The following is a 14,006-nucleotide window of genomic DNA, read 5'->3' on the forward strand; positions in this document are numbered from 1 at the left end:
AACTCAACTTTAACCGATAAGGCCCTATCCTTCATCCTTTTTTTATTCAACTGTCCAAGATGTATTGTACTCCTACATTCCCGTCCAACAAGTTTACAAAATCATCCTATACTTACCCAGCTGGATAGAGTATAATAAAAATAACAACAACAAATCGGTATTTGATATATATGCCTATTGCTTGGGGAAGAATAAAATGATCACACAGAAACCAACTCCAGAAATACTGGCTGAATGGAAAAACACATTTGAGCGGCACAAAGCTTTACTTCAACCTAACCGACAAAGTGGCACTGACCTTTTGGAATACTTGCAAAGCAACTATTCTTTAACAGAGATAACGGATAAAAAGGTGCTGACGGTTATTTCTGAAAATGTTTCCCGGAATAAGATTTATGCAGAAAAACTGCCTGCCGGCCAATTACCAATACCGAAAGCTTTTTACCTTGAGAATATTGGAAACGGACATAAGTTTTATCTTTCCGAAAATAAGGATCACCCGGATTTATGGGGCGGTGAGGTTACAAAAATTTTTGTCGGTTTGGATTTGTGCAGTGGTTTTTATTTGGTGGAGGGAAGCACAATGCTTTGGGATGAGCTTCGTGCATTTCAAGGTGTCGATGAAAAGGATTTAGAAAACTATGTTATTGTTGCAGATTATATCCGTGCCTTGAAACGCTTTGGAAAACTGGATAATGCAATCTCACATGCGGAATAGTAGCGGTTACATTCCTATTTATAGGGTTGACAGTCCCACCACAAAAACTGAACATCTGCCGCCCACCAGCGACACCACCGAGCAGGAAATCAGAAACGGTCTCCTGCTTTTCTTTTACCCAAAATCAACCACTGGAAGGAGGAAGCCGCTACGCCCTGTCCCCACCATAATATAAAAATCGTCCAGCGCAGCAACCGCCAGTCAGCCGTAGCCGCCGCAACTTACCAGAGCGGTGAACGGCTGTTTTCCGAGTACGACCAAAAGCAGCAATACTATTCCGAGAAACGAGGAATCGTCCACACAGAAATCATGCTGCCGCCCCACGCCCCGCCGAAGTGAACTGCTACCCGTCAAGAGGACAGAAAAAATATAAAGTTTTGCCGGTCAGCAATCGTGAACTGCCCCAGATTGTTCGGACATCACCCAAAGCCCCCCTGAGGCGACAGCCTTCAGATGCTTCATGTTCATACACTTCTTGTTGCCCGACTGAATACCGGCTACGTAGTGCAGTCAGGCGTATACCAGATGAGAGCAGCGTTTCCGTTCAGGAAACTGTCCGCTACACGAATGCGACGGCGCTCTCGATTCAGCCACTCAATGACATTGTTGCTACGGATGCAAATCCCGTGTTCGATGGACAATCACAATCGGTTAGCGCTTTCTACATTCTCAAACTCACTGCCTCAATTACGGCGCAGATACATTCCATCCACATAGACTTACGAGTAACACCCGCCCTACACAAAGGGCGGTTCGCCAATCTTCAATGTGGACATACCCCTCTTTGTTCAGTTCGCTAATGAACGTGCCCCTGCTGCCCCACATACCCTTTGCAATGTCCTCCACACGCCAGACAGACATCCCGACTAAACACATTTCAACAAAGCCTCTTTCGTGCTACCTTTCCAGCGACGATGGTGCTCAATGCTGGCAGTTGAAAAAAGATTCCTCAAGTTTGGGCACCTTGATGATAACATCTCCGCAAGTAATGATGACATTTCAGTTATAATGACCATATTAGTGCTACTCATTGCTCTCATACTGGGCAGACTGAATCAGTTTCCCCGCTTCCACTTCCAGCAACTCGTTGAAGGTTCTTCTACGCTGCCTTGTACACGTTTCTTAATCTCGCTCTTGATTACCGCCTAATTCAGTTTTACAATTTTATCGGACATGGTTTGCTGCCTCTTTTCGAATGTTTAGTGTCGCAACTTCATTCTACCTGAGAACTGCAAACCTTGTCTCGCTTCATCTTTTTGCAATAGCTCTTTCGTAACTGTCAAATCTCCGGACGAATGAACAGTGCTGCAATCCACTCCCTTTTAGGACACCGGACCGCGGCGCTGCTTATTATGAAATCCTGCATACATTCAGTGCAAGGGCAAATGTCATTTTCTCAGCCCAGAAACTGTCCTGCTGCATTGACTTAAGTGCTGCCCTAAGCACCCAGAGCAGCTAACGATACAGGAATCCCGCTCGTTTTCCTTCGTGGTTACAATCAGACTGTAAAGCACAGCGATGGACTGCGCTCCCACCAGAGAATTGGCAAACAGCCAATTTCTTCACCCCATTCAAACGGTTTGATGCTGCGTTCAACACGATTATTGCTGTTCTCCAATCTGCCATCATCCAGATAGTGCACCAGATACGTCCACTGCTCCAGCAGATAATGCAGCGCCTTGCCCAGCGCAGATTTTAGGTCGGTTTTATTGTTCAGATCATCTTCCCATACAAATAAAGCCTCCAGAACAGGTTTTTCTTGCTCCAGAAGCTTGATATATCGTTCCTCTATGTACATGTGCCAAGCGTGCCAACCAACGCGTTCAGACAATACTGATTGTCCAGCTCGCTGCGCATTCATGTCCGCCATGGTTTCCTCCAGTGAGCGGCCTTGCCGCAGGCGGCTGCGGATCGTGGTCTGTGCTACCACCATATACAGCGCCTCCGCCCAGAGCTGCCTCAGCCATCAGATCGCCGCCAGAGCCCCTGCAGCCGCCATGCATAGCGCCGTCACCCATCCGTCAACCACCGGCAACACATATACAGCCAGCAGGACATCAACAGCGGTCAGCGCCAGCGCCGTCAAGATGCACGGTATGGTCAGACGGCCGCTCAGCGTATTTTCTAGGTGTTGTTTCATCTTATATCCCCTCCGCAGTAGTGCGATCCCTATTCATCCTGTAGCAGATCTGCATATTCCTGCAGTTCCTCGCGCACCACGACGATCTCATTTTTTCAGCTCACCCACGGCTGCACACACCGTCATATTTTCAATCTACTGAAGCAGATACACCACTTCTACATTGGCGTTGCGGTCATGCGCGTCTTTTACCTCGCTCCGCTTGCCAAACAGCGCATCACATTCATCGAAAAACAGGATACAGTTGGAGTTTTTCGGTTCGCGGAAAATCGCCTGTAAATTTTTCTCGGTTTCACCGATATACTTACTGACCACTTGCGAAATGTTGATCTTTCACATCTCCATGTTGAGCTGCCATGCGATCACATGTGCGCACATGGTTTTACCTGTGCCGGGCGCACCTGCAAACAAAATGGAAAGGCCGCTGCCATAGCTGATTTTACTTTCAAAGCCCCACTGGTAGTATACGCGGTAGCGGTCTGCATCAGTCGCTTTTGCACTGCGGGTAGCACAACATCCTCCCATGTGTAGGCTGGCGGCACGCGGTGTGCCAATCCCCCTAGTTTATGCACCACTGCTAATAGCAGGCGGCGTGCCGCGCTTCACTATCTAGAGTGATTTTCCTGTCAAGGCCGGACAGCCAGCCGCCTGACGACAAGCCAATCGAATCTGCTGCGGCGAAAAATGAAATTTCGCCGCCATTTCTTCTTCCGTCACCCCATCACTTAGGGCCACATCCTGTAAGCCAACACTGAACACTTCCAGCCGTTCGCTCTCAGTCAGTTCTTCCAGTTCAATTTCCACAGTCAGCCAATGCAGCCGCGCTGCAAGCGCAGTCCCGGCTCTTTCCGGGACATATCATCCTGCAAATAAGCGAGCAGCTTTTCTTATTTGCGATCCAGCACCGCAGCATACGTCAGAATAACGCAATTCTGCTCAAACGCATCCAAACCGCACCGTTCAAACAGCTGCAGATCCAGCCATACTAACAGATCCTGCATCAGCGCCCACTGGCTGTCATACCCTGTACCGGTTGTCAAGTCCACCGGCCGTATCTCTTCTGCCCGCATTGCGTCCCTCCTTTTATGGTGTCTGCACGGTCACCGCCGGCGTCATAGTCACCTGTATCACGCCGCCATACATGCACATCAATTTGCTGGTATTGTTCAAAAGCGGCTTGCCGCCAACCAATACGGTCGGCGCCCCCGGCGCCCAAGGCGCTACGGTGGCCGGAACGCACGCACTCGGCGTTAGCACGCCTAACGCCGCAGCTGTTCGCCGCAGCTACCGCTGGATTGGCAGGGTTGCAACACATGCCGAAGGTGGGGCATTTATTATCCATGATCGTTGCAGCAAGCATCCCGCCCATCATCACTGTTTGCTGTGAGGAAACCGGCAGCGCCATAGGCACTGTTCCGAACGAGCAGGTGCAAACTGCTGTATTAACCACCGGATTTGCCATCAGATTCCCTTCCTTTCATCAAAAGTGCAGTTCAACACTACTTTCGCCTGTCTGGCATTCTGCATACTGCACTTTATGCTGATAAAACACGGCCAATCGGACCGCACTGCGCAGCAGCACATGAATCTGCCCTTGTGCATTCGTCCGGTATCGCTGTGCGGGCAGCAAGCCGCGTCCCCGTGCATGGGAAACTGTCAACGGCACCGCCAGCGCTCCTTCACCCTGTTCTATTGCTTGCAGCTGAACAGCTCGGACTTTTTGTCATCGACAAGGAATGATTGTGAGCTACATTCCCTACTGCAACGCCCGAAGTGTGCAACGTAACCTGAGTGTGCTGACACTGATGGAGAAGCACAAGTTGTGCTCACTGCATAAAAAGCGGCTGGCAGCACATTGGCTGCCAGCCGAGAAAACTTTACATTTTTCCTCTGTCCTCTTGACGGGTAGCAGTTCACATGTCCTACATCAGGAGGTATTTTATCATTGTCCGTTTTTACTGGTTCAGTTTACTTTTCCATGCTGTACTTTTTTTATTTGGCGTAAGTTTGGCGTAAGTTCCAAATATATCCATTTTTTTCGAAATAATTTTGCGGCTTAAACAGCCTTTTCAATCGTTTTTAGATTGTTTTGGAACAAAATCGCATCTTTTTAGCCAAAACTTAGTACATGCCGCCCATATCCGGAGCCGCCGGAGCAGGTGCAACAGGCTCCTTCTTATCAGCAACCAAGCTTTCCGTGGTCAGAACCATGGAAGCTACCGAAGCCGCGTTCTGCAACGCAGAGCGGTTAACCTTGGTCGGGTCAACGATACCGTTGGAAATCATGTCACCGTAAGTCTCCGTAGCTGCATCAAAACCGTAGCCAACTTTACCGCAGTTCTTAACCTTATCTACAACAATGGCACCCTCGATACCAGCGTTAAAGGCAATCTGGGCCATCGGTGCTTCCAAACCGCGTGCAACAATCTGCATACCGGTCTTTTCATCGCCTTCTGCCGTCTCAGCCAGTGCTTCAACCGCTGCAATTGCGTTGACGTATGCAACACCGCCGCCGGCAACGATGCCTTCTTCCACTGCTGCACGAGTCGCGTTCAGCGCATCCTCAATACGCAGCTTCTTTTCCTTCATTTCAGTCTCAGTCGCTGCGCCAACCTTGATAACTGCAACGCCGCCAGCCAGCTTTGCCAGACGCTCCTGCAACTTCTCGCGGTCAAAATCCGAAGTAGTACGCTCAATTGCGCCGCGGATTTCCGTTACGCGGTTTGCAATGGCCTGCTTGTCACCAGCACCATCCACAATTGTGGTGGTTTCCTTGGTAACCTTGATCTGACGTGCGGAGCCAAGCATATCCATGGTTGCATCCTTCAGTTCGATGCCGACTTCCTCAGAAATAACCGTACCGCCGGTCAGGATAGCGATATCTCGCAGCATATCCTTGCGGCGATCGCCGAAGCCCGGTGCCTTGACTGCAACACAGGTGAAAGTGCCGCGCAGACGGTTGACAATCAAAGTGGACAGTGCCTCACCCTCAATATCCTCAGCGATAATGAGCAGCTTCTTGCCAGACTTAACAACCTGCTCCAAAATCGGCAGCAGTTCCTGAATGTTGGAAAGCTTCTTATCGGTGATCAGCACGAGTGCATCATCCAAGTTTGCTTCCATCTTCTCGGTATCGGTGCACATATAGGGAGTAACATAGCCACGATCAAACTGCATGCCTTCCACAACTTCGGAATAGGTCTCTGCAGTCTTAGACTCCTCAACCGTAATTACACCATCGGTAGAGACCTTCTCCATTGCCTCTGCAATCAGCTTGCCAATCTCATCATCACCGGAAGAAATCGCACCAACACGGGCGATATCATTAGTGCCGTCCACGGTCTTAGAATTCTTAGCGATTGCTTCCACCGCCGCATTAACCGCCTTGGAGATACCACGGCGCATCACCATCGGATTTGCACCAGCTGCAACATTCTTCAATCCCTCACGCACAAATGCCTGCGCCAGAACGGTTGCCGTCGTGGTGCCGTCACCAGCCACATCATTGGTCTTAGTTGCAACTTCCTTGACCAGCTGTGCACCCATGTTCTCGTACGGGTCTTCCAACTCGATCTCCTTGGCGATAGTCACACCGTCGTTCGTAATCAGCGGCGCGCCATACTTCTTATCGAGTACAACATTACGGCCCTTCGGACCAATCGTAACCTTTACCGTATCAGCGAGCTGATCGATGCCGCGCTGCAGTGCCTTGCGCGCATCCTCGCCGTAAATAAGCTGTTTTGCCATGATATATTACCTCCTGAAATACCGGTTCTTACTCAACAATTGCAAGAATATCGCTCTGGCGAACAATAATATATTTTTCGCCGTCCAGTTTTACCTCAGTGCCGGTGTACTTGCCGGTGATGACCTTCTGTCCCTTCTGAACTTCCATCTTAATTTCCTTACCATCTACCACGCCACCCGGGCCGACCTCAATAATCTCAGCAACCTGCGGCTTTTCCTGCGCCGATGCAGTAAGAATAATTCCGCTAGCAGTAGTTTCCTCTGCCTCTACCATCTTGATCACAACACGATCGCAAAGGGGTTTGAGTTTCATAACGGATGCCTCCTATGAAAAATAATATTAACAAAGCCACTGTTTAGCACTCATATAACAAGAGTGCTAACTCGACTATTATATTACATCAACTTTTGCCAATTGGCAAGAGGTTATTTGGAAAATCCGTCAAAAAATTTATGAATTTTTTATGAATTGACTGGATATATTTTTTCAGTTAGCAATTCAGTGTTTCGAGTGCTTAAAATACATATGCAGCTCGCATTTGATCATGCCATTATAGAGTTTTCTGCGTTTATCCGCCTTTCTGCCAAAACAACGTTCAAATAGCGGATCTGAGCTGAGAATATACTGCTTCATTGGAGATTTTTCAACCGCAAGACCAAACTTTTGGTACAATGCCTCTGCTTCCTGTAGGTCAAGCAGGCGTTCACCATAAGGCGGATTTGCGATTAACACTCCATTCCGAGTGTAATCCCTTGCAACGGCATCTGCCTGCTCAAAAAATACCGTATTGGCCACGCCCGCCTTGCGTGCATTCTCAATCGACAGTTGCACACAGGCAGAATCAACATCACTGCCGACAATGTCAAAACGCGCACTGCCATCAGCCATGCCGATAGCATCTTCCCTCGCTTGACGCCAGACGGATGCATCAAAGCAAGTCCATTTTTCCGCATCAAATGCACGCATCAGGCCCGGCGCACGCCGCTGCGCAATCATAGCAGCCTCAATTGCAATCGTACCCGACCCACAGAACGGATCGAGAAACGGTTCTCTTCCTCGCCAACGAGCTACTTTAACCAGTGCCGCTGCCAGCGTTTCCCGCAGCGGTGCCGCGTTGCTGTTGGCACGATAGCCGCGCTTATGCAGACCCGCGCCCGAAGTATCCAAGTATAGTTCCGCCGTATCACGCATAATCGCAAACTGGATCTGATATTTAGCGCCGCTTTCCTCAAACCAGCTTTGATGATAGCATTCTCCCAATCGGGATACCACTGCTTTTTTTATAATCTTCTGGCAGTCCGGTACAGAGTGCAGTGCAGAATTCAAGCTATGTCCTTTAACCGGGAACGCGGCGTCTCTGGGAATAAACTGCTCCCACGGCAACGCGCGTACTCCCTCAAACAGTTGATCGAATGTTTTGGCGGGAAACATGCCCAGCCGAATCAATACACGCTCTGCGCAACGCAAATTGAGATTGGCCCATGCCAGTGTATTTTCGTCTCCCTCAAACACTACGCGACCGTTTTCAGCATGTACATCATTCAATTTACCACCAAAACGCAACTCATCCGCCACAATGCCTTCCAGTCCGAATAGCGTCGGGCAACACATGGTTAATTCCATGTCATGTACTCCCCCTTTTCTCCTACAAAAAGGCTCCTGCCGGAATCGCGGGCAGGAGCCGTCATATTATGTGTTTATCTTATCTGTTTCATGCACATTTGTCAAGCTGTTCACCACATATGAAGTCTAGGCAAATACGGTCTTTCGATTCGTTTGGATAAATAATATAGTAACCGAATTCCCATTAGGCGCAGCACAATGATATATAGAATTCCCACACTGACAACCGTACACACCAGCACTGTGATATCGGAATAACAAATCTGTGAAAACATCCGATAGAAAACACGCGTCCAAAAAAACAACGCTGTTCCACAAAACAACGGAACGCCAAATCGTCGAATTGGTCGCAGTGAAAAACCAACTTTCCGATAAAGAATAATAAAATTCAGCAGAAAAGCTGCGACTCCTGTAAGCAACATAGCAATGAGATAGCCATATATACCCATCCACGGAAAAGCACACCAATGATACATCAAAATCACCTGACACAGCTCCGCTCCCACCGAGATTACTACATTCCAATGTTGCAGGCCAAGTGCATTGAGCAAACTACCGGATGCCATTTGATAATAGCAGACCATTGCTGTGGCGCCCAAAAGCGACACATAGGGCATACTTAGCGATTGTCCAAAAAACAGCACACTGAGTTTGGGTGCAAGCGGAATCAAAACCGCAGTTGCCGGCATTGCAATCAGACCAACCGTTGTTATCGCTCTGCCAACCAACGCCCGTACCCGTTTGCAATTTCCTGTAGCTTGTGCGCCAGTCACAGCCGGCAGCAACGCCGTGCAAACCGAGCTGACCAAGGCAATGGGGAGCAGCAACAGCGGCATTGCCATGCCGGACAGAACTCCCAGCGCGGATAATGCCTGCTCATAGCTCAGCCCAGCAACCATCAGCCGCTTGGGCAACAGAATAGAGCCGGCCGAGCTAATCGCATTACCCAGCAAAGCCGATGCGGAAACAGGAAGTGCAATAAAGAAAAACTGCCGTACCGTTTCTCTTTCCATCGATACTTGTTTAACATCCGGCATTTTCCAATTCCGAAACAGAAAGCTCAAAAAAGCAGCACTGAATATCTCACTGATTACCATACCGGCAAATATTAGCATGGCGATGGTACCATAATCCTTACCCTGATACTGATAAAGCAAAAACCAAACCGTGGCAATACGAATCAACTGTTCGCAAACCTCGGAAGTTGCTGCGTATTGCATCCGCTCCAAACCAATGAACAGTGATTTAAAGATATTCTCTATACCAGTCAACGCAAGGCAAAGCAGCATAAACGGAAACGCACGTGCGCAGCGTCCATCGCCCAGGATATCAGATGCAATCCACTTTCCTCCCAGCAGTAAACATGCTCCACAGAACAAGCAGGCGGAAAAGAAAACCAGAAATGCCAGCCGCAGAATCATGCCAATCTTACCCCGTTCCCCTCGCGCTTCACTTGCTGCGCTTAGCCGAGAGCATGCCATGGTAATGCCGGACAGGCATCCAGCGTTACACACCAAATAGACGGAATGCACCAACCGATAGACACCAAGGCCTTCCGCACCTGCATAATGGCTGAGCAGGACACGATACAGAAACCCGAGCGCCTGCAGCACAATATTTCCGCAAGCCAAAACACCTGCAGCATATAGAATGGTCTTTTTCTGAATTCTCACGGCAAAACCCCATTTCAAAACAAAGTATGCTGTGAAAAGCAGAAATATGAATTAAAAAGCCGGATTCACACAAGGAATCCGGCCTATATATTATTAAATCCGTTTGCTCATTTTCTCACTATACTCTGCACGGAAAGCGGCGAACGTACCATTGTCCAGCGCATCTCGAATCTCCTGCATCAAATGATTATAGAACCAAAGGTTATGCATCACCAGCAAGCGCTGCGCCAACATTTCTCCACTCTTGAGCAAGTGCCTCAGATATGCACGCGAGAACCTACGACAGGTCGGACACTGGCAGCCCTCCTCAATAGGACGGTCATCTGTTTGATATTTGGCATTCATAATATTAAGAATGCCGTTATGCGTAAACAAATGCCCGTGCCGCGCATTTCTCGTCGGCATCACGCAGTCAAAGAAGTCTACTCCTCTGGCAACGCCTTCAATGATATTGGAAGGTGTACCTACTCCCATCAGATAACGCGGTTTGTTTGCCGGCGCATGCGGCAATACCACATCCAGAATGTGATACATCACTTCAGTACTCTCGCCAACTGCCAGACCGCCAATGGCATAACCAGGCAAATCTAACTCAGCAATCTGCTGCATATGCTCGATTCTCAAATCATCATAGGTACCGCCCTGATTGATACCAAACAGTATTTGATGCGGATTAACTGTATCCGGCAAACTGTTCAATCGCTCCAATTCGGTTTTGCAGCGCCGGAGCCATCGCGTTGTGCGGTCAATCGAATTCTTAACATACTCCCGCGGTGCTGGATTTTCAATACATTCATCAAAAGCCATCGCAATATCCGAACCGAGGTTGGATTGAATGCGCATGCTCTCTTCTGGCCCCATGAAGATCTTGCGGCCATCAACATGGGAATGGAAGGTCACACCTTCCTCCTTGATTTTTCGAAGCGTCGCAAGTGAAAACACCTGAAATCCACCGGAATCAGTCAACATCGGCCCATCCCAACGCATAAAGCGATGCAAGCCGCCCATTTGTTTCACAATCTGATCTCCCGGGCGCACGTGCAGATGATACGTGTTGGAAAGTTCAATCTGACAACCCAGTTCTTTCAAATCAAACGCGTCTACGGCACCCTTAATAGCGCCGGCGGTTCCAACATTTTGAAACACCGGCGTTTGCACAATGCCATGCGCCGTACAAAACACGCCTCTTCTAGCATTTCCTTCGGTTTTCAACAACTCAAATGTTCCGATTTGCATAATTCCCTCTTCATATACGGCACAATGCCGCGTATATTTGTTTTATCTCAAAAAATCAGCATAGAATCTCCAAAAGAGAAAAAGCGATACTCTTCCTCGATTGCCTGACGATAAGCCTCCATAATCATTTCACGAGTGGCAAAAGCCGAAATCAGCATCATCAAGGTGCTTTCCGGCAGATGGAAGTTGGTAACCAGATGATCCACCGCTTTGAAATGGTATCCCGGATAGATAAAAATATCCGTCCAGCCCGATTGCGGCCGCACATTTCCTTTTTCGTCAGCAATCGTTTCCAAGGTACGGCAGGCTGTTGTTCCAACCGCCCAGATTTTTCCTCCATTTTCTCGGGTGCTGTTAATCTGTTCGGCGGTCTGCTCGTCCATGATATAGTATTCCGAATGCATCACATGATCCGTGATTTCCTCTTCTTTGACCGGTCGAAACGTACCAAGGCCGACGTGCAGTGTCACGAACGCCAGCTTCACGCCCTTTTCTCGCAAACTCTCAAGCAGTTCAGGTGTAAAATGCAGCCCTGCAGTCGGAGCCGCAGCAGAACCGGGTGTCTTAGAGTATACCGTCTGATATCGCTCCGGATCATCCAATTTCTCCTTGATATAGGGCGGCAACGGCATAGTGCCGAGCTTATCGAGAATTTCCAGAAAAATACCGTCATAATGGAAACGAATCAGTCTATTGCCGTCTGGCTGCACGGATTCGACCGTAGCGGTCAATATTCCATCACCGAAAACCAACTCTACGCCCTCGCGTGTTTTTCGTCCCGGACGAGTCAGACATTCCCACAGACCGTCTCCCTTATCAGTCAGCAGTAAAACCTCAATCGGTGTTGTCTTACCGACCGCATGTCCCATCAAGCGTGCCGGGATAACACGGGAATTGTTAAACACCATGCAATCCCCTGGTTGAACATACTCCAGCAAATCTCGAAAGTGACGGTGTGACACCGAACCATCAGCCCTGTCAAGAACCAACAATCGCGACGCATCCCGCTGCTCCAACGGGTGCTGTGCAATCAAACGCTCCGGCAAATCAAAATAAAAATCGCTTTTTTTCATTGCAAAAGCATGGGCGCTCACGCGGAGCGCCCATGCCATACGCCTCCTTTACGGTAGGTTTGTCAACCGGCAATCGAAATACCGGTATAATAAAATTTCAGAATTTCTTCGTAGGTAAAGCCTTGCTTCGCCATCGCATATGCGCCCCACTGACTCATGCCAACGCTATGCCCCCAGCCCGAACCGGTAAAGGTATAGCTGACAGGCGGAACCGTAGGTTCCGGGGTCGGATCCGGGACAGCCTGACCCTCCGGGTCCTCTGATCCAGACGAATCCGAATCAATCACAACGGTCTGCGTGTCCGTATCATAATCTACGCCAAAACCTAGTGCACTACCTACATCACGCAATTTATAATAATTGTTGCCATTGACCAGATAGCCTGTCAGAGACACCGTTTTCCCATCCAGCACAATCGTCGCACTTGACGGCATGCAGCTTGTAATCTGCGAAGACACTGAATCGGTCATCTCTCCGCCTACTGTCTGATATGCTTTGCCGCTGGTCAGAACGATGCGGCTGTTTTCAGAATCCCATGTTATATTAAACTGACTGTTCGTGCCGTTTAATATGTAAGCAATATCACGCAGCTTATAATAATTGTTGTTCTCAATGTTATAGCCTTGCGGTGCTACTGATTTTCCATCCAACGTCACCTTATGTGTAGACGGGCTGATTTTCAGGCTTGTGCTCTGCGGCAATGCAGCGGAAGCTGACTGAGTCGTATTCGGCTTGATGGTATAGCGAATACTATTCAATCCGAAAACCGTGCGCACGCTGTCACGCTGAATGGTCACCTTTTTGCCATCCGTATCAGTTACTGTAACCTCATTCACATTGTCAGTATCTGTGCGTTTCGTCACCACAACATTTGCAACCGTACCAATCGTATAGCCTGCATTCAGCAGCTTTTGACGCACCTCGTCAGCGGTCAAGGTTACACTCCAGGAGCTGTCATAGGTTTCATAGGGATCGACTTTGCCTTGCAAATAGGGGTAGTCACCTCCCCAAACATTGACCGCATCCTCTGTCGCGCCACCATCCGAAGAGAAGAAATAACCGATAACCAGTTCACCGTCATACGACAAATATTCACCGCGTGTTGCTTCTACCGCAGCATCCGATTCGGCTGTAGCAAGGTTTGTGCCAAGATACATCTGACAATTCGTGGTGTTGCACAAATCATATCCAGCACTCGTATGCTTATGCGTGCCAAGTGCAAAGGAACGTGCACATACCGCCTGTGCCTTCTGCGCTTCTGCCGGCCAATCTGCACTGATTTCGTATGGCAAAACGCCCTTCACATAATCTTCCAGACCGACATAATTTATAACTGTAAGGTTATTGCCGGAAGCGCGGCGATAAACAAAGTCGCCATTCCATTTATAACCCTTAAACCAGGTCAATGCACTGTTCGGTCGGATTGCCAGATGGTCCGCCCCCTGCTGCGATGTATACAGCACTTTTCCGGTTGCAGTATCACTCACCTGAAAAGCATCATTCACCAGCTGTATTGTCAGCTGAGAAGAGGAAATCGACGTACTGCCGGAAAATGCAGTTCCCTGCATTTGTCCGATGGTATAACCAGTCGGCTCTCCGGATACATTTTCCAGTTTTGGGTCTGCAAAGCTGCTTGCACCGCTGATTGTCAAACCAACACGCAGTATCACATTAGTATCAACTGCAGAAGCCGGGACGACGCATAGGCCTCCAAGTGATATGATGATACAAAGCAGCAAGGAAACAATCCTTTTCATTATTTCAACTCCTTCTAAATTTTTGTGCGTTCTATTGA

The 14,006-nt window shown here is 48.8% G+C and carries 14 protein-coding genes and 3 pseudogenes; 2 read left to right on the forward strand and 15 right to left on the reverse strand.

What is annotated here, in order from left to right:
* The first annotated feature begins 196 nt into the window (after positions 1-196).
* Both ACESSO_RS00005 and ACESSO_RS00010 read left to right on the forward strand, forming a co-directional pair.
* Positions 197-718, forward strand: a complete 522-nt coding sequence (locus ACESSO_RS00005; protein ID WP_373162890.1) for a hypothetical protein — start codon at positions 197-199, stop codon at positions 716-718.
* A 123-nt stretch (positions 719-841) separates the two neighbouring features.
* Positions 842-1,054: pseudogene (locus tag ACESSO_RS00010) on the forward strand (MobA/MobL family protein); the annotation flags it as partial.
* Between the two features lie 1,162 nt (positions 1,055-2,216).
* On the opposite strand, the gene ACESSO_RS00015 reads toward ACESSO_RS00010, so the two are convergent.
* The 15 genes and pseudogenes from ACESSO_RS00015 to ACESSO_RS00085 form a co-directional block, all read right to left on the reverse strand.
* Positions 2,217-2,651: a transposase gene (locus ACESSO_RS00015; RefSeq protein ID WP_373162892.1), complete on the reverse strand. Its 435-nt coding sequence runs from the start codon at positions 2,649-2,651 to the stop codon at positions 2,217-2,219.
* A gap of 33 nt (positions 2,652-2,684) precedes the next feature.
* Positions 2,685-2,858, reverse strand: a complete 174-nt coding sequence (locus ACESSO_RS00020) for a hypothetical protein (RefSeq protein ID WP_373162893.1) — start codon at positions 2,856-2,858, stop codon at positions 2,685-2,687.
* A 135-nt stretch (positions 2,859-2,993) separates the two neighbouring features.
* A pseudogene (locus ACESSO_RS00025) lies at positions 2,994-3,383 on the reverse strand (ATP-binding protein).
* An 84-nt stretch (positions 3,384-3,467) separates the two neighbouring features.
* Positions 3,468-3,662, reverse strand: coding sequence for a hypothetical protein (locus ACESSO_RS00030; protein ID WP_373162894.1), 195 nt, complete (start codon positions 3,660-3,662; stop codon positions 3,468-3,470).
* 83 nt (positions 3,663-3,745) lie between these two features.
* Entirely contained in the window at positions 3,746-3,928 is a 183-nt protein-coding gene (locus ACESSO_RS00035) for a hypothetical protein (protein ID WP_373162896.1), read from the reverse strand.
* Positions 3,929-3,941: 13 nt separating this feature from the next.
* Positions 3,942-4,115 (reverse strand): PAAR-like protein, encoded by a 174-nt coding sequence (locus ACESSO_RS00040; RefSeq protein WP_373162898.1) that lies wholly within the window; start codon positions 4,113-4,115, stop codon positions 3,942-3,944.
* Between the two features lie 67 nt (positions 4,116-4,182).
* A pseudogene (locus ACESSO_RS00045) lies at positions 4,183-4,320 on the reverse strand (PAAR-like protein); the annotation flags it as partial.
* Positions 4,321-4,338: 18 nt separating this feature from the next.
* Positions 4,339-4,524: a hypothetical protein gene (locus tag ACESSO_RS00050; protein ID WP_373162899.1), complete on the reverse strand. Its 186-nt coding sequence runs from the start codon at positions 4,522-4,524 to the stop codon at positions 4,339-4,341.
* A gap of 455 nt (positions 4,525-4,979) precedes the next feature.
* Positions 4,980-6,605: a chaperonin GroEL gene (gene groL, locus ACESSO_RS00055; protein ID WP_373162901.1), complete on the reverse strand. Its 1,626-nt coding sequence runs from the start codon at positions 6,603-6,605 to the stop codon at positions 4,980-4,982.
* Between the two features lie 28 nt (positions 6,606-6,633).
* Positions 6,634-6,918 (reverse strand): co-chaperone GroES, encoded by a 285-nt coding sequence (gene groES, locus ACESSO_RS00060; RefSeq protein WP_110436870.1) that lies wholly within the window; start codon positions 6,916-6,918, stop codon positions 6,634-6,636.
* 186 nt (positions 6,919-7,104) lie between these two features.
* Positions 7,105-8,229, reverse strand: coding sequence for a class I SAM-dependent RNA methyltransferase (locus ACESSO_RS00065; RefSeq protein WP_373162903.1), 1,125 nt, complete (start codon positions 8,227-8,229; stop codon positions 7,105-7,107).
* A gap of 110 nt (positions 8,230-8,339) precedes the next feature.
* Entirely contained in the window at positions 8,340-9,902 is a 1,563-nt protein-coding gene (locus tag ACESSO_RS00070) for an oligosaccharide flippase family protein (protein ID WP_373162904.1), read from the reverse strand.
* A gap of 93 nt (positions 9,903-9,995) precedes the next feature.
* The gene (gene tgt / locus ACESSO_RS00075; RefSeq protein ID WP_373162906.1) at positions 9,996-11,138 is read right to left on the reverse strand and encodes a tRNA guanosine(34) transglycosylase Tgt; all 1,143 of its coding nucleotides are present in this window, start codon (positions 11,136-11,138) and stop codon (positions 9,996-9,998) included.
* Positions 11,139-11,185: 47 nt separating this feature from the next.
* Complete coding sequence (gene queA / locus ACESSO_RS00080; RefSeq protein ID WP_373163611.1) at positions 11,186-12,211, reverse strand: tRNA preQ1(34) S-adenosylmethionine ribosyltransferase-isomerase QueA; 1,026 nt, start codon at positions 12,209-12,211, stop codon at positions 11,186-11,188.
* A 62-nt stretch (positions 12,212-12,273) separates the two neighbouring features.
* On the reverse strand, positions 12,274-13,968 hold the full coding sequence (locus ACESSO_RS00085; RefSeq protein ID WP_373162908.1) for a SpoIID/LytB domain-containing protein: 1,695 nt from the start codon (positions 13,966-13,968) through the stop codon (positions 12,274-12,276).
* Positions 13,969-14,006: the final 38 nt, after the last annotated feature.

It is taken from the genome of Agathobaculum sp. Marseille-P7918 (assembly GCF_964248325.1).
GTDB lineage: Bacteria > Bacillota > Clostridia > Oscillospirales > Butyricicoccaceae > Agathobaculum.

What these genes read in the sequence shown, in the direction of transcription:
- groES (WP_110436870.1), bottom strand. Translation starts at nt 6,918, where the DNA reads ATGAAACTCAAACCCCTTTGCGATCGTGTTGTGATCAAGATGGTAGAG.
- ACESSO_RS00005 (WP_373162890.1), top strand. Translation starts at nt 197, where the DNA reads ATGATCACACAGAAACCAACTCCAGAAATACTGGCTGAATGGAAAAAC.
- ACESSO_RS00065 (WP_373162903.1), bottom strand. Translation starts at nt 8,229, where the DNA reads ATGGAATTAACCATGTGTTGCCCGACGCTATTCGGACTGGAAGGCATT.
- ACESSO_RS00015 (WP_373162892.1), bottom strand. Translation starts at nt 2,651, where the DNA reads ATGGTGGTAGCACAGACCACGATCCGCAGCCGCCTGCGGCAAGGCCGC.
- ACESSO_RS00020 (WP_373162893.1), bottom strand. Translation starts at nt 2,858, where the DNA reads ATGAAACAACACCTAGAAAATACGCTGAGCGGCCGTCTGACCATACCG.
- ACESSO_RS00085 (WP_373162908.1), bottom strand. Translation starts at nt 13,968, where the DNA reads ATGAAAAGGATTGTTTCCTTGCTGCTTTGTATCATCATATCACTTGGA.
- tgt (WP_373162906.1), bottom strand. Translation starts at nt 11,138, where the DNA reads ATGCAAATCGGAACATTTGAGTTGTTGAAAACCGAAGGAAATGCTAGA.
- queA (WP_373163611.1), bottom strand. Translation starts at nt 12,211, where the DNA reads ATGAAAAAAAGCGATTTTTATTTTGATTTGCCGGAGCGTTTGATTGCA.
- ACESSO_RS00035 (WP_373162896.1), bottom strand. Translation starts at nt 3,928, where the DNA reads ATGCGGGCAGAAGAGATACGGCCGGTGGACTTGACAACCGGTACAGGG.
- groL (WP_373162901.1), bottom strand. Translation starts at nt 6,605, where the DNA reads ATGGCAAAACAGCTTATTTACGGCGAGGATGCGCGCAAGGCACTGCAG.